Raw genomic sequence first — 17,550 nt, forward strand, 5'->3', positions numbered from 1 at the left:
CTTAATATGTCGCTTTAATGCCACGGTCTAAAAACACTTTTTGTATTTGTTGCATTGTTTGTGCGCTTGGCGCGCTCACATTGGCTAAACTGTAATCTTCACCAAAAGACTGCCATTTGTGTTCGCCTAATGCGTGATAAGGCAATAACTCTACTTTCTCAACGTTTTGCATTGGCTTAATAAATTCGGCTAATTCAATCGCAGACTCTACATCTTCAGTAAATCCGGCAACAACCACGTAGCGTATCCAGGTTTTAATGTTGCGTTTGGCAAGGTACTGAGCAAATTGTAAAGTGCGATGATTACTGACTTTGGTTAAGTCGATATGCTTGGCATCATTCATTTGTTTAATATCAAGCAGTACTAAATCGGTATTATCGAGCAATTCGTCTATAACCGGTTCGTACTTACGCACAAACCCATTGGTGTCTAAACAGGTGTGAATGCCTTTAGCTTTACACGCTTGGAATAGCTCACTAACAAATTGCGCTTGGAGTATTGCTTCACCACCACTGGCTGTAATACCGCCGCCACTTGCGTCTAAGAAAGGTTGATAATCAACCAGCTGACTCATTATGTCGTCGACAGAGATAAGTTTGCCGCCATCTAGATCCCATGTATCACGATTATGACAATACTGGCAGCGCATTAGGCAACCTTGCATAAAAGCGATATAGCGGATACCCGGTCCATCAACTGTACCGAAAGATTCCACTGAGTGTATGCGACCTAACGTCATGGTTATTCCTTAAATGTCGATAAAAAAAAGGCTGTATCGAGAGTGTTGATTCTTCGATACAGCCAATTTTAGCAGAGACTACAGACCTTTAGTGAAAGTACGCGTAATAACGTCTTGTTGTTGCTCTGGTGTCAGTGCATTAAAGCGAACTGCATAACCTGACACTCGGATGGTCAATTGTGGGTATTTATCTGGGTTCACAATTGCATCTTCAAGCATTTCACGATTCATCACGTTAACGTTTAAGTGTTGACCACCTTCACGATTTGGTTTGCTAACAAAATAACCATCCATTAATGACGCTAGGTTAGTGCGGCGACCGTTGTCATCTTTACCTAATGCATTTGGCACAATAGAGAAAGTATAAGAAATACCATCTTGTGCATGTGCAAACGGAAGTTTAGCAACCGATGTAAGTGATGCAATTGCACCATTTTCATCACGACCATGCATTGGGTTAGCGCCTGGTGCAAACGGTGCTCCAGCGCGACGACCATCAGGAGTGTTACCCGTTTTCTTGCCATAAACGACGTTAGAGGTAATGGTTAAGATTGACTGAGTTGGAATGGCATTACGATACATTTTCTTATCGCGAATTTTAGCCATAAAGCGTTCAACTAAATCACAAGCGATATCATCTACACGTGGGTCGTTGTTACCAAATTTTGGATAATCACCTTCGATATCAAAATCAACGGCAATACCGTCTTCGTCACGAATAGGCTTAACTTTGGCATATTTAATCGCTGACAATGAGTCTGCTGCGATAGATAAACCTGCAATACCACACGCCATAGTACGACGAACATCACGGTCATGTAGTGCCATTAACGCTGATTCGTAAGAGTACTTATCATGCATAAAGTGAATGGCATTTAGGGCTGTCACATAGTGTGTTGCTAACCAATCCATTAAGCCGTCTAAGCGTGACATTACGTCATCAAACTCAAGCACTTCAGAAGTAATGGCATCTGCTTTTGGTGCAATTTGCAGTTTTAGTTTTTCGTCAATACCGCCATTGATTGCATAAAGCATTGTTTTGGCTAAGTTAGCACGAGCACCGAAGAACTGCATGTGTTTACCTACAATCATAGGGCTCACACAACAGGCGATAGCGTAATCGTCAGACTCAAAGTCAGGGCGCATTAGGTCATCGTTTTCATATTGAATAGAGCTGGTGTCAATAGACACTTTTGCACAGTAGCTTTTAAAACCTTGTGGTAATTGTGTTGACCATAACACTGTGATGTTTGGCTCTGGACTTGCACCCATGTTGTATAACGTGTGCAAGAAACGGAAGCTAGATTTGGTCACTAATGTACGACCGTCAATGCCCATACCTGCAATTGATTCGGTTGCCCAAATAGGGTCGCCTGAGAACAATTCATCGTATTCAGGAGTACGTAAGAAGCGAACCATACGTAATTTCATCACGAAATGGTCAACCATTTCTTGTGCTTGTTGCTCTGTTAGTAAGCCACTTTTGATATCGCGTTCAATGAACACATCAAGGAAAGTCGACGTACGACCTAAAGACATAGCCGCGCCGTTTTGGCTTTTTACTGCTGCAAGGTAGCCAAAGTAAGTCCATTGAATAGCTTCTTTCGCATTTTTAGCTGGCATAGAAATATCACAACCGTATTTGGCTGCCATGGTTTTCATTTGGCCTAGTGCACGATGTTGCTCTGAAATTTCTTCACGAAGCTGGATAACACTTTGTAAATCTTCACCCGCTTCCATTTGAGCTTGTAATGACGCAAATTGGTTAAACTTGTCTTGCATTAAATAGTCGATACCGTACAACGCGATACGACGGTAATCACCAATAATACGACCACGGCCGTATGCGTCTGGTAAACCGGTTAAGATACCTGATTTACGACAAGCCATGATTTCAGGTGTATAAACATCAAACACACCTTGGTTGTGGGTTTTACGTAATTCTGAATAAGTATATTGCACGTCAGCGTTTAGTTCGCGGCCGTATGCTTGGCAAGAACCTTCAACCATACGAATGCCACCATTAGGTAACATGGCACGTTTTAATGGTGCATCTGTTTGTAAACCGACGATAGTTTCAAGATCTTTGTTGATGTAACCAGCATCGTGCGACGTAATTGTCGACACCATGTCTGTATCGAAATCTACAGGGGCGTGAGTTTGGTTTTCTAACTTGATGCCTTCCATAACTTTATCCCATAGCGATAAAGTAGCATCAGTAGCACCTTCTAAGAATGACTCGTCACCTTCATAAGGTGTGTAGTTTTTCTGGATAAAGTCACGTACGTTAACTTCAGTTTTCCAATCGCCTGCAACGAAACCTTCCCATGCATTGGCAAATAGTTCGGTTTTATCTGTCATTTACTTAACCCTCTGGTTGTTTAACTACGGATACGATTGCAAGTGAAACTGGCGTTGTTATCCGTTGAGTGTGTACATTCTATGTCTAGGAACATTCGCTAGACTGAGTCGTTTACCGCTTCTGCGACATTCTTGGCAACCTGTGTGCCTAACTCACTTAATGACGCTTCAGATGTAATAACCGGCTAATGGTTTAAATTGGTAAGACCATTTATCCATGTGTTAATAATAGCACAAGATTCCAATATTTTCGGCAGAATTCGTTAATGGATTGGTAAAACTGTTAACTGGTTAACAGTCCCGTTTATTATTAGGTGTCAGCCGGGCAAAAAAAAGACGAAACTTGATCTGTTTCGCCTTTTTGATGGTTTTATGAGCTGAGTGAAATTACAGCAGTGCAGGTATGCCTTCAATCATACCAACGGCAAGCATGGCTGCTAAACAAATCACAAATGCAAGTCCAGGGATCACGATACGATCTGCAAAGGATAATGTTTTAGGACGCTCTTTATCACCAATTAAGCCATTGTTATCTAATAACATGGTCAGTGCCCAAGCTAATACTGGGTTGGCAACAAATGCAGCGAAAATACAAATACCTGCAGCTTGGCTGCTAGTGGTATCTTTTACCATCTGTAACCCTGCTTCAAGTAGCGGTAAAAATACTCCTACAAGCAACGCAATAGACATCACAGGGCGCCACACGGTGATATCCATTGGATATCCCACAATCGCCACAATAATACATAAACTGCCGAGTAAAATTGCACCCGCTGGAATAGGGCGTTTAGCAATGGCTGCTGGGATCATGTATGTACCCCAAGATGAGGTGATATTACCCCCACCAACAGCGGTTCCCACCATCTGTCTGATTGAACATGTGGTCATAGTGTCATCCACATCCATCAGAACTTTCTCAGCGCCTTTAGGGTAGTTAAGTTCTTGGAAAATTCGATGACCTAAAAAGTCTGGTGACCACATGGCAACGGCTAAAATAGCAAACGGTAACGAGGCAATAAAGTGCGCCATATTAGGCAAACCTAACATCCAACCGTGTTCGGTTGAGCCCCACCAATAGACAGGGTTTAGGTTAGGAATACCAGGGGCAGTAGTAAATTGCAGATCAAGCCCAGCACCAAGACCAAAAGCTAATGCAATAGCAGCAATCGAACACAATGGGATAGCTAACCAACGTTTACCAAATTTGGCTAACGAGGCGTAGATAATGACGTTTATTACCAAAATAATAAAGGCAACATAACCCAATGAATAATCTAAGCTGTGTTTAGCTTGCAAGCCGCCAGCCCAGTCAAATAAAGAACCAATTTGACTTTTAGCCCCCATAAAACCGAGGAAGACTAATAACCCTCCGGCAACTCCACTACTGGTAAGGTTGACCAGTTTTGAGCCGCCTTTAAAGTAACTGAGTATTAACCCAAATATACCGATTAATATAGCCAGTGCTAAAGGGTGCGCACCAGCTAGAGCGATAGTGCCAATGAGGGGGATCATTGGTCCATGGTTACCACCAAGGTTCGCGCGTGGATTAATTAAGCCTGAACTGATAATACAAAAGAGTAATGCTGGAATGAGCATTTCTACGCGCACGATTTGAATGGCAAATTCGGCCCCCAGACTCACATGATCCCATTTTTCACTTAAACCAGAAGCCCATGCAGCCATTACTGCAGAGTACATTACCGTAATACCAATGGTACCGGCGATTGCTGGTACTAAGTCTTCCCATTCAAAGCGAAAATCACGTCCAGGAAGGTTAAGTCCCCAGCGCCTTGGCTTCATTATTTTTAATTCATTTTCTAAGTAGGCATCACGAGTAGGAAATTCACTGGCTGGGCGGTGAAGTTCACTGTAACTCGCTTCTGTATCGGGTGTGGCTGATTGGCTGGCTTTATCTGACATAATTTCTCATTCTCCGAAAAGAACAGGTTATTTCATCAATTGATGAAGATGAGTGTGTTCCATTGAAGTGATGGCGGTTGTCCATTAGGTCAGCTAGCCAATGAGCTTAATTTAGCTCTAATCACTTAACTCGACTGTGATGCTTTGATCGATTTGCATACAGTGATGTCCTTATTTAGTCCTTACCCTCTTGGTAAGACCAATTTACCTAAGGATTTTAGCATAGGCTTGCCTGACCATCACTTGCTATCAATAAAGTTGATGTTTTGTTTATTAGAAGTGGGAGCCGGTTAACAAGTTGATGGCAAAATTAGATCAATAAATGACATGTAATTCTAGTAATAAAAGTCAAATTTTGTACACATTGATACCCAGTATCAGTTTGATTGATACATTGTAGCACTCATGTTCAGTTTAGCGTCGGTCGAAATGACATTGATATATTGGTTAGCCATCAAAATACAGAACCAAAACAATGTTAATAAGCGTGCGCAGGTGTAAATAAAGCGTGGTGGGTGAACTTGGGGGGAATTGACGTAATGAATACAGTGAACCGTAAAAGATAAGTCTATGATTTTCAATGGGGAAATAAGGTGATCTAGATGGAAGTCAACATTGCTTTGTGCAAAGCGTGTGCATTTTAAAAGTATCAATGCTGGCGCTTGCTGATAACCCCCTGTCAGCCTAATCCGCTCAAGGGGTTGTATTTATGGTTATAAAGTTATTCTCTTGTTATCCGTTTAGCTTCTGCGATAAGACAGTCCCGTAGAGGGTTTTTACCTGTATCTTGGCGCCATATAAACGATAAATGACGATTTAAATTTAGCTCTGGCGTGGTCAATACAACCAATTCTCCTTTAGCGACATCTTTTTCTATATCTAAATAGGGTAGACAACTTAAATATACACCGTTTTTGACGAGTGCTTTTAATAAGCCCACATGCTCATATTCTTTCCAAACATTTAATTTATCAATCTGTCCATGAATAGCGGCATCAAAAATACGTCTGGTTCCAGCACCTGGCTCCCTTAATACCCATTTTGCTTGCTCTAATTGCGATACACTGGTTTTGTGGTGTTTTGCAAAAGGGTGATGAGGTGAAGCGACAACCACAAGGTGATCGTCTACCCATGGCTCTTGATGCAGTCTACTGTCATCGATACGCCCTTCAATTACGCCTAAATCAAATTGGTAGTCCAAAACCTCTTTGGCGACATGGTCACTATTTTCTACCGCGATCTCAATTCTTAGTTCAGGGAAGTCATTATCAATTTTACTGATAAGGCGAGGTAATAAGTGTTCTGCAGCTGTCTGGCTAGAACATAATTTTACAGTGCCGCTGATAATATGTTGGTCATGAAGCCCCAATGCAATTTGCTGTGCATCTTGGAGCAACTTTTGAGCTCGTGGGCGCAGCCATTGTCCCCAGTGGCTCAAAATTAACCGATTACCTTGACGAATAAACAGTGGGCGGCCTAGTAAATGCTCAAGCTGACTTAATGACATACTGACCGCAGATTGACTCATCGATAATTTTTTTGCAGCCGCACTGACACTTTCGAAACTGGCTACAGCGTCAAAAACAGCGATTTGTTTCAGTGTATAGTGCATAAGTTACCTATTGATAATTCAGTCTTTAAGTTGTTATGTTCGTTCATTTTTGTTGTTTGGTATAGTGGTGATTGTGATTTTTGTGGTGAGGTTAGCAGTAATTTACGTTAACTCAGTATATGGACTGACTGTATTACGATATAAAAAATACCAAAATAAAAAACGGCATCCTAAGATGCCGTTTGAATATAGATCAATTATATGTAATCAATACCAATAATTAGAACTTGTAAGTTGCGGTTGTGTGGAAGTAACGGCCAACGTTGTCATATGCTGAGCTAGCAGCCTCAGTACCCGTAGTACCATAAGGTAAGTCACGGTTAAATATGTTGTCGATACCAAATTTCAGCATTATGCCTGAGTCGAAGGTATAGGCAACAGATGCATCACTAATATAGTAATCACCGTATGCCATAGCACTGCTTGGGTTGGCGTTGTTGTCTAAAGTGTAGTTAGTGTATAAATCTACCGCCTGAATGTAACGGGTTCTCCAAGAGTAATCCCAGTTATCAAGTGCAAAGCTGATGCTCCAGTTGGCTTGCCATTCAGCGTAGCCTGCAGTACCTGCTAACTCTTCATATGTGTCTGGCTCATCTTGGAAAGAGTAGTCATCACGTTTTAGTAAATGCGTGGCAATTAAATTAGTGCGAACATCGCCTTCAAATGCTTCGAAGGTGTAGCTGATATCAAAGTCGATACCTGCGGCTTCAAGTGCAGCGATGTTTAATGCAAACTGTCTAATTTGAGTCACTTCGCCTGTGGTTGAATCACGAGTGATTAAACTACAGTACTGGTTATTTACGCCATTTGTTGAATCAACACAGCGGTCAAGAATATCCTGAGCACCTACAGCGCTAATAGCATTCTCGATTTCAATGTTCCAGTAGTCAGTTGTGATTGATAAGCCATCAATAAAGCTTGGCTGATAGACCACACCGAGAGTGTAACTTTTTGATTCTTCCTCTTCTAACTCTTCATTGCCGCCGCTTAAACCTTCGAGGGTTTTGTCGTCGTAATCTGAGTCAAAACTGCTTGAAACGCCTAATGCTGAACAGTTAGCTTCGCGTATAGATGAGTCACTTAAATCATTTAGGTTAGACGTACGGCATGGATCGTTAACGCTAAAGAACGTTTGACTTGCTGCGCCATAAAGTTCACTGATGTTAGGTGCACGGATCGCTTCAGAGTAGGTTGTACGGACACGAATTTCGTCATCGACTTCCCAGCTTAAACCCGTTTTCCACGTCGTTGCATTACCGATAGTGCTGTAATCAGCAAAACGAATTGCAAGGTCAAGATCCAATTGACGAACCATTGGTAAATCAGCAAGTAACGGTAAAGTCATTTCTGCAAATACTTCACTAACGTCAAATTCGCCTTTGTCTTCGCCTAATATGTTGAAGAAAGTGCCTTCAGCATTATCAGGTTCAAAAATTTCACTTTGTTCTTTACGGTATTCAACACCCGTTGAGAATCCAACATAACCCGCTGGCAATTCAAACAAACCAGAGTTTGTCATGCTGCCGCCTAACACAGTTTGCTTAATAACTGATGTGCCTGTTGAGGTGGTATTAATATAATCGATGGCTTCTTGGCTTGGTGCGCCATAGCCAAAAATATCAACCGCAACACAACCTGCTGCTCTTGCTGCTTCGTCACGACAAACTGCTTCACCATCAACTAAAATTGAATCTAGTGCATTTTCATAATTACTGATAACAAGGTTGTTGCTGTTAATACGTTCAAGATCGGTCTGACCATAAACGGCATACAGGTCGTAATCCCAATCTTGAAAAACAATACCTTCAAGACCTAATACATAACGTTGGGTTTCGCGAGTATCATCTTCAACACGCACACCTAAATCTGTCATAAAGCGGCGGATATTGACGCTATCAACATCATTTTCTTGCATTAATGACACAAGTTCAGGGCTGATAAACGCGTTGTCTATGCTGACGTCATTGGTTGGGTCAGCAAAGAAAAATGCAGGTTGACCTTCATCTTTAGACTGACTGTTAGAGTATTTAGCTTCAAAATACACATTATGGTCATCGTTCAATTGGTAGTTTGTTTTGAAGTTAACGTTATAACGTTCAAATTCTGGTTGTAAAATCACAAACTGGTTTAAATTAGTGAAATCACAATCAGAGCAACGAATACCATCAACGTTCTCACCTAAATAAACATCTTTTAGCGAGCCATCAGCGTTAAAGGTTTTCCATCCGTCTAAATACATTGTGCCCGCGTTGCTAATACTGTAATGGCCAGCGTTTGGGGTTAATATTTTATCCGGATCGGCAGGGTCATTGTTATCAACAGTACGGCTTGTGTTCGCTAGGCTTGCATAAGATGTTGAGGTTTGGTCTCTATCAAATGCATTAAGCTGCTCTTGTGAGCTGTATTCAACAGCAAAAGCGATGTTACCGTCACCTTGGGCAAAATCTTTACCGTAAGAGATAGAGAAACGGTCTTTGTTAAAGTCGCTATCGTCAGCCCAGCCTTTGGTCGCAGAAACATCTAAGCCAGTAACGTTTTTCTTTAAGATAAAGTTAACCACACCGGTTACCGCATCGGCACCATAAATAGCAGATGCGCCGCCAGTGATCACTTCTACTTTGTCAATCCACACACTTGGAATTGTATTAACGTCAACGGACGATGTACCAGCAGAGCTTGATACGTGACGTTTACCGTTCACTAATACCAAGGTTCTGGCTGTACCCATACTTCTTAAATCAAGTAAGTTAAGACCTGAAGTACCAATTGAGTTACCTGAGTTAGCGAGTGAGAAAGTACTGCCTAAGGCGGGTAATTGGTTTAGCGCTTCACCAATATTCGTTACACCTGTTGATAATAATTCATCACCGGTAATGACAGTAACAGGCGTAGGCGCGATTGCACCTTCACGAATAATACGTGAGCCGGTCACTGAAATACGTTCTACATTTGATGCTGCAGCTTCTTCAGCTATGGCATTGATTGATGTGGTAGCAGACAACGCTACACCACTGATTAACGCAATGCGAACCGCATTGGCTAATTTTGAATTAACTTGCATTTATCACTCCCAGAAATGTTTTTTATTATGGTGTAATTGATTGCAGCACTTAGCGAAGTAAGCGAGCATAACATTACACGAACATGGGTATAACGATAAATACAATAAAAAACAACACTATAAAGATTAGGTATTTAAAAATAAGCGTTAACTCAAGTCATCATTTAAATAAACAAATAACAAACAACTGGGTGACTTAAATACTAATTTGTAAGTTTGGTAATTTACAAAGACTGATATTGTTATTTAAATGTATCAAAACGAGGTGGCTGCTGGAGTTTGAGGTTGATTATTAATCTGGTGATGTTACTTATTTGTAATTGAAATTTATTTAAAATAAAGATGAATTTATTTAATAGTGAAGTATTTTACTATTAAAGTGATGCGAAACAGTACAGCGGGATATTGCATACATTATATTTTGTATTGGTTAATATCGTATATTCAATGTGTTTAAATATTAACAAAGCTGCATAAAAATTATTTTTATGCATTTTTTTGACTAGTTATTGTAATCTATTTGAATGTTCTAAAATAAAAAATGCCAGCAATTATTTGCTGGCATTTTATTAATATGTAAGCCTTATTCTAGGCTTGAGCAACGTCAATTATTGCACATTTTCGCTATCGCTAAATTCTCCAGCAAATAATACTGATGATAAATAACGCTCTGCAGCAGAAGGTAAAATAACTACAATCGTTTTGTCTGCAAATTCTGGTAACGCAGCGATACGATTAGCGGCAACAACAGCTGCACCAGAAGAAATACCGACTAAGATACCTTCTTCTTTCATTAAACGACGAGCCATTTCAATAGACTCTTCGTTCGTCACTGCTTCAACACGGTCAATAATCGACAAGTCTAGGTTGCCAGGAATAAAACCAGCACCAATACCTTGGATTTTATGCGGACCAGGTTGAATAGGCTGCCCAGCTAACGCTTGTGCAATAACTGGTGAGTCAACAGGCTCAACTGCAACAGAGGTAATGGTTTTACCTTGCGCTTTTAAGTAACGGCTTACACCTGTTAATGTACCACCAGTACCCACACCAGCAACAAATACATCGACTTCGCCATCGGTATCATTCCAGATTTCTGGGCCGGTGGTTTTTTCATGAATTTCTGGGTTAGCTGGGTTACTAAATTGTCCAAGCACTAAATATTTTTCTGGTGCTGACTGGCGAATTTCTTCGGCTTTATCAATGGCACCTTTCATGCCTTTAGCGCCTTCGGTTAACACTAGGTTTGCACCGAGTGCTTTAAGCAGCTTACGACGCTCAAGGCTCATAGTATTAGGCATTGTAAGGGTTAGCTTGTAACCACGTGCGGCAGCAACATAAGCAAGTGCAATACCCGTGTTACCCGATGTCGGTTCAATTAACTCGATATCTTTGGTTAGCAGGCCTTTCTTTTCGGCATCCCAAATCATGTTGGCGCCAATACGACACTTAACACTGAAGCTTGGGTTGCGTGCTTCTACTTTTGCTAACACTTTGCCATTGCTGACACGGTTTAAACGAACTAACGGGGTATTACCTAAAGTGTATGAATTATCTTCGAAAATTTTGCTCATGGATTATTTGCTCCTATGGTTGCATCGTTCAATCATAATCTGCTGGCCAGAATTTAGAAGTGAAAGTTTGTTCTTCTTTATTCCTTTTAGTTATTAGCGTTAATGCTGTTATACTAAAATGGCGGTATTTGATGGGTTATTAGGCTTTTAGGCTAAATTATCCCCACTTGATGGTCTGACCATTATGCAAATTTAATTTAGTATGACGAAAACAAAATATAAAATACTAGAATAGCTGCAATAAGTTAATTCAGCTCGCTGAAATGTAACAGGACTGATGTCGAGGGGAGTGATGACAATATCATCATTTCGCTTAACTCGCATCATGGGACAGTCTAGTTGCTGATGAGCATTAACTCACTTACTCACAAATAATGGTAGAGCAAAATGAATAAAGTTGTGATTTCTGGCAGTGGTTTATACACACCACCATATAGCGTGTCTAATGATGAATTGGTTACCTGTTACAATAGTTATGTTGATCAATTTAACCAACAACATGTTGCAGATATAGAAGCAGGTACGACTGCTGCGTTAGCTTACTCATCGAGTGAGTTTATTGAAAAGGCATCTGGTATTAAAAGCCGTTACGTAATGGTAAAAGACGGTATTTTAGATACTGACATCATGATGCCATTGATTGCCGACAAACCTTCTGATGCTTTATCAATGCAAGCTGAAATGGGGATTGCTGCTGCTACGCAAGCATTAGCACAAGCAAACTTAAGCGCAGAAGATATCGATCTGGTTATTGTCGCCTGTGCTTATACCCAAAGAGCATACCCAGCAATTGCGATTGAAATACAACAAGCTATGGGCACCAAAGGCTTTGCGTATGACATGTTAGTGGCTTGCTCGTCTGCCACATTTGCTATCGTTAATGCGGTTAATGCCATCCGCGGAGGCACGGCTAATCGCGTGTTAGTGATTAATCCAGAGCTGACCTCACCACAAATAAACTTCCGAGATCGCGATAGTCACTTTATCTTTGGTGATGTGGCGACTGCAGTAGTGGTTGAGCGTGCTGAGCTTTCAACCTCAACAAATGCCTTTAGCGTATTATCTACTCGTTGTGTAACCGATTACTCTAGCAATATTCGCAGTAACTTTGGTTTTGTAAACCGCTGCGATCCTGCGCAAGCAAACAGTGCTGATAAGCTATTTCATCAACAAGGACGTAAAGTGTTTAAAGAGTTGCTGCCAATGATTTACCAGCACCTTGATGCTCAATTTTCTGATGAACAAATAAAACCTGAAGAATTTAAGCGTTTATGGTTGCACCAAGCCAACATAAACATGAATTTATTTGTAGTTAAAAAGCTCCTTGGCGATAATGTTGAACCATCGCAAGCACCTATTGTACTTGATGAATATGCTAATACAGCATCGGCAGGATCGGTGATTGCTTTTCATAAATTCAATCAAGATTTTAAAACCGGCGATTTAGGTCTTTTGTGCTCATTTGGTGCTGGTTATTCGATAGGCAGTATTGTGTTAGAGAAGTGCTAAGTCGTAACGTTTATAACAGTATTAAGGTGAGTATATTGCGTATATTGATTGTTGAAGACAGTTCCACAGTATCTAAAATCTTAACGCATTTAATTGTGCAAGATCTCGGATACCAGGTGGATGTCGCTCCTGACATGTCCAGTGCTTTGGTATTATTGGAGCAACATCAATATTTTGTTGTTGTAGCCGACTTAAATTTACCAGATGCATCTAGTGGTGACATTGTGCGTTTGGTTTTGTCGTCTTACAAAACGCCTTGCATTGTGCTCACCAGTAATTTAGATGCTCATCAACGTCGTGAAATCCTTAAACTGGGTATTGTTGATTATATTCCCAAAGATAACCGATACAGTTATCAATACGTCGTCAAGCTTATTGACCGCTTGTATCGTAATCAGCATGTTAAGGTGTTAGTTGCTGATGACTCGGTGGTCAGTCGTAAATTTGTCCGAATGCTTCTGGAGCATCATTTGTTTCAAGTGCTTGAAGCAAAAGACGGTGAAGAAGCATTAGCGGTACTTGAGCAAGAGTCTGATATTCAATTGCTCATTACTGATTACAACATGCCAAAAATTGATGGTGTAGAGTTAATATTGCGGGTACGCGAAAAATATAATCGGGAAGATATCGCGATTATTGGTTTGTCCAATGACAACGATGAAAGCTTATCGGCCAAGTTTATTAAGAACGGTGCTGATGATTTTTTGCAAAAACCGTTTGTACACGAAGAGTTTCATTGCAGGGTACTTAACACCTTAGATTCGCTCGATATGATGCGCAATTTATGGACTAAGGCTAATCGCGATTATTTAACCCAGTCGTACACTCGTCGGTATTTTTTCAGCCAGCATAATAGTAAAGAAACCGAGAGTGGGCTTTTGTCGGTTGCACTGTTAGATTTAGATTTTTTCAAAAAAATTAACGATACCCATGGCCATGATGTTGGCGATCAGGTGTTAATTGAATTTGCTTTACGATTAGAAAATGCCTTTGCGGCAAACTTTACTGTTGCGCGTTTTGGCGGTGAAGAGTTTGTTATTGCATTTAAGGGCTTAGATAGCACTAAAGCCAGTACCTTAGTGGATAAGTTTAGAGAGCAAAGCACTACGACTCCAATATCTACAAGCGCTGGTGATTTAGAGGTATCATTCAGTTGTGGTGTATCGACCAGAAATAACGAGACACTGGATCATGCATTACAGCGCGCCGATGAACTACTGTATCAGGCCAAAGCAGCAGGGCGAAACCAAGTTATTAGTCAATAATACTTATTATTTAAGCTGATCTATAACGCGAATAACAACGCCGTTGATATCATCCTTCAACGGCGTTTTTGTGTGGTTAATTTATTGGCATGTCAGTATTATAACAACCAAGCGTAACTCAATTTCATGAAGTATGTTTTCTCATGTTGAGTTAACGAATCTATGTCATCGTTTGCCACAAATGCGTCAGAATACCCTACATAAAATACACTTTGCGGATTTAACTTATAGCCGTATAACAATTCATTGCCTAAGTCTTGGTAAAGTTTATCTGGGTTTTGGTACTGATATAAATCCGGATTGCGTTCAATGCGGGTATAAACACTGCTTAAGCGAATAAAACTATTAAGAGTTAATTGCCAGTTTAAACGTATGTCACTGAGATTTGCCGTAAATAAGCGACCATTGTCAACATCTAAGGTTTGGTAGCGATGTGATAAATCGAGTACTAACGACTCGGTTATTTTCCACTCAACACCAGGATTAAACATATTGACTGACGCAGGGCGATTATTGGCAAAGTCGATATCGTCACCCAAGTACATGTCGAGCTCTAATTTGACTGAACCAATAGGAGTAAAATTGGTATACAACCAACCTAAGGTTTCCTCAAACATGGTTGTGTTATCGTCAATGTGAATAATGCTTGAGTTATGGCGTCTGCCTACTCGTTCACGCTGAATAATCCCTGTCGCAATATAACTCTGTAAGCCACCTTCAAATTCAATAAACATTTCAGTTTCTTGCTCGAGGCGTTCATTATTTTGACTATGGGTAATATCCCAATCTCCACCTAATTCAATACGGCTAAAAAAGTTGTTTTCCGGATACCAAATATAACCACCACCAAATACAAATTTAGTTAAATCAACTTTATCGATAAAACCTAAATCAGCTCTAAAATCACTGCCGATTGATTCATAATTAGTAGAGACATACCAGCTTCTACGCTCATGTTGATAGGCGATATTGAACATTTTATCATCAAATTCACCGTCTTTTTTGGTGCGCAGAACTCGCTCGTTAATTGCACAATCACCTATTTCACAGTCATCTAAGTCATAGCTACAATCGTCGCGACCGCAAAATTGATTGAAAAAATTATCCGGGTATTCAGTTTGCGAGTGGGCATATTGCGCGGTAAAGGTGTCTTGTTTCGTGGGCTGATATTTAACGTCTACGCTTGCCAAGTAGTTATGGTAATCATTTGCTTGTTTTAAGGTGACTAAACCGCCTATCGAAAATTGTTTGCTCGGATCAAATCGATATCGCGTTGCAACGTTATGGCTTTGCTCATTAATAACAGCAATGTCGGAGCTTAAATTACCTGGAACCAAAAATTGGCTTTGAATGTCATTGGCTGCCAACATGGCAAAAGTGTGGTCGTCAGTTTTACTCGTGAGCTTTAAGCCGTAGTCTGGTGAGCCAATATTACGGGTATGCAATAAATCTAATTGAGTATCAAAATAGTCTTTGTTGTCTAAAAAGAATGCGCGTTTTTCTGGGAAGAATAGGGCAAAGGTATTGTTGATATCTAATTGCCCTGCATCGGCTTCTACTTGTGAAAAGTCGGGGTTAATTGTCGCATTAAGTAGCGTAGTCGGAGTGATCCCCCAGCGTAAATCGACACCAGCTTCAATGTTCGTATCATCTTGCCATGGACCTGTTGGCGCAATATCTCGCTGATTACTTTGGTCTGCTACAAAAGATGGCGTAATTTGGAGGTCTTTACCTTGTGTCGCTCCAGCAAGGCCAGACGCTGTACCAAGTTGGCAAAGCTGACAAGACACATTTCGGTCAATTTGGTGGGTCGATAACCTATGTGTTTCATTTCTCGGATAAAAACGAATTAATTCTATTCCCCATGTTTGCAAAGGGTGGCTGTCATCAAAGTTAAACAAACGCAGTGGTAATTGTATTTCAACTTGGTAGCCTTGTTCGGTTAATTTACCTTTGCTGTACCAAATACCGTCCCAAGCATCGCTTTCTTGGCCTGTGAGCTCGTTCTCTATTGAATCACTTTGTACGCCGTAAGCATTTATAAAAAACTGGTAGGCTAGGCGTGCATTGTTAAAGGTGTCGAGCTTAATACCGACCATATCGTCTCCCCATGACTTATCACGGTCTCTTAGGTTAACCCTGATATTTTCTGGCGATGGATCATGAGCGATAAAGGCAAAATATAAGCTGGTTTTAGAGGCGAATACTTTGGCATAGGTATTTACTGGGGCAGCAATGTTCTCTCCAGGAGAGGTTTCGTATTTCAGCCTTACTTGGGCTGCTTGTTGCCAAACTGATTCATTGAAATCGCCATCGATTTCAATTTCTTGATTAATAGTTGGAATGTCTAAATGAAATTGTTGGTTAGAACCGGCAAAGCTGTCTTGCGATACAACACCAGACAAAACGCCCGCAATGAACACGACACGAAAAAAGTTAATCACAACCACTGTTTCTCTTTATTGTTATTTTGGCTATTGTCGCAAAAAAGTCTGCTCAGGGCAGGTCTGACTTGTGATAAAAATATCAATGAATTGTTACAGGATGTTGGTGTGAGATAAAAAAAGCCCGTTCAACAGAACGGGCTGATGTTAAGCATTGTCTCTTATCTGCTTAAGCGAAGCATTTAAAAGTTAATCTGGCGCAATCATTGGATTTTTGTAGGCTTCGCGATATTTATCAACCCACATTGACGTTGCACCACAAATGGCCACAGGCATCACAATAAAGTTTACTACCGGGATCATCGAAAACAAGGTGACCGAGGCACCAAAACTGTAGCTTGAACCTTTGGTGTTTTTAAGGGCAAACTTCATGTCAGCAAAGCTAACTTTATGGTTGTCAAATGGGTAATCACAATATTGGATTGCCATCATCCATGCGGTAAATAAAAACCACAAAACAGGCGCAGCAGTTTGACCTATGACGGGTACCCAAAATAACAGCAAAAATAACAGTGCTCTAGGTAAATAATATTTAAGCTTAGTCCACTCCCGCCCGAGCACACGTGGTAAGTCTTTAATCATGTCAATAGACGTACCTGTGTTTAAATTTTTACCGGTAAGATGTTGTTCAACTTTTTCAGCGAGCAAACCATTAAATGGTGCTGCTAGCCAGTTCATTACTGAGCTGAATATAAACGACATCACCACAAGCATAGTTAACACCGCTAATGGCCATAAAAAAAAGTGTAACCAGCTAAGGTAATCGGGTAGTTGGCCGTTCATCCAGTCAAAAAGTTGTGTAAGCTGGCCAACCGCAAGATACATCGCTCCAGCAAAAAGCACTAAATTAATCATCAGTGGGATAAATACAAATGAGCGTAATCCTGGCTGTTTAATTAATTGAAAGCCTTGCATAAAATAATTTACACCGCTCTTTTTAACGGTCTGAGTGTTGTTTACCATTTAACTCGCCTATTTTGTGACTCATAACATTGATTTTGACTAGGCAAAGACAATAAAACAAGCGATAAACTGTTTCAAAAGGATAAAAATCGTTACAAAATG

Annotated in this window: 10 protein-coding genes; 2 read left to right on the forward strand and 8 right to left on the reverse strand. The window is 40.6% G+C overall.

The window, feature by feature from the left end; translation table 11 throughout:
• Position 1: 1 nt before the first annotated feature.
• The 6 genes from pflA to cysK form a co-directional block, all read right to left on the reverse strand.
• A complete protein-coding gene (pflA, locus tag IEY40_RS13110) occupies positions 2 to 739 on the reverse strand; it encodes a pyruvate formate lyase 1-activating protein (protein ID WP_188956873.1) in 738 nt (245 codons plus the stop codon).
• A 78-nt stretch (positions 740 to 817) separates the two neighbouring features.
• Positions 818 to 3,100, reverse strand: coding sequence for a formate C-acetyltransferase (pflB, locus tag IEY40_RS13115; protein ID WP_188956875.1), 2,283 nt, complete (start codon positions 3,098 to 3,100; stop codon positions 818 to 820).
• A gap of 387 nt (positions 3,101 to 3,487) precedes the next feature.
• Complete coding sequence (locus tag IEY40_RS13120) at positions 3,488 to 5,020, reverse strand: DUF3360 family protein (RefSeq protein ID WP_188956877.1); 1,533 nt, start codon at positions 5,018 to 5,020, stop codon at positions 3,488 to 3,490.
• A gap of 721 nt (positions 5,021 to 5,741) precedes the next feature.
• Entirely contained in the window at positions 5,742 to 6,632 is an 891-nt protein-coding gene (locus IEY40_RS13125; RefSeq protein ID WP_188956879.1) for a LysR substrate-binding domain-containing protein, read from the reverse strand.
• A gap of 220 nt (positions 6,633 to 6,852) precedes the next feature.
• Positions 6,853 to 9,693 carry a TonB-dependent receptor domain-containing protein gene (locus tag IEY40_RS13130; protein ID WP_188956881.1) on the reverse strand — a complete coding sequence of 947 codons (2,841 nt, stop codon included), beginning with the start codon at positions 9,691 to 9,693 and terminating at the stop codon, positions 6,853 to 6,855.
• Between the two features lie 608 nt (positions 9,694 to 10,301).
• A complete protein-coding gene (cysK, locus tag IEY40_RS13135; protein ID WP_188956883.1) occupies positions 10,302 to 11,267 on the reverse strand; it encodes a cysteine synthase A in 966 nt (321 codons plus the stop codon).
• A 387-nt stretch (positions 11,268 to 11,654) separates the two neighbouring features.
• Between cysK and IEY40_RS13140 the strand changes: the two genes are divergently transcribed.
• A complete protein-coding gene (locus IEY40_RS13140) occupies positions 11,655 to 12,776 on the forward strand; it encodes a beta-ketoacyl-ACP synthase III (RefSeq protein ID WP_188956885.1) in 1,122 nt (373 codons plus the stop codon).
• Between the two features lie 35 nt (positions 12,777 to 12,811).
• Positions 12,812 to 14,041, forward strand: a complete 1,230-nt coding sequence (locus tag IEY40_RS13145) for a response regulator (RefSeq protein ID WP_188956887.1) — start codon at positions 12,812 to 12,814, stop codon at positions 14,039 to 14,041.
• 98 nt (positions 14,042 to 14,139) lie between these two features.
• Here the strand turns inward: IEY40_RS13145 and IEY40_RS13150 are convergent, their stop codons facing one another.
• Both IEY40_RS13150 and cysZ read right to left on the reverse strand, forming a co-directional pair.
• Positions 14,140 to 16,485 (reverse strand): carbohydrate binding family 9 domain-containing protein, encoded by a 2,346-nt coding sequence (locus IEY40_RS13150; RefSeq protein ID WP_428848162.1) that lies wholly within the window; start codon positions 16,483 to 16,485, stop codon positions 14,140 to 14,142.
• A gap of 189 nt (positions 16,486 to 16,674) precedes the next feature.
• A complete protein-coding gene (cysZ, locus tag IEY40_RS13155; protein WP_188956889.1) occupies positions 16,675 to 17,448 on the reverse strand; it encodes a sulfate transporter CysZ in 774 nt (257 codons plus the stop codon).
• Positions 17,449 to 17,550 lie beyond the last annotated feature (102 nt).

The sequence above is a fragment of the Shewanella ulleungensis genome (genome assembly GCF_014648315.1).
GTDB lineage: Bacteria > Pseudomonadota > Gammaproteobacteria > Enterobacterales > Shewanellaceae > Shewanella > Shewanella ulleungensis.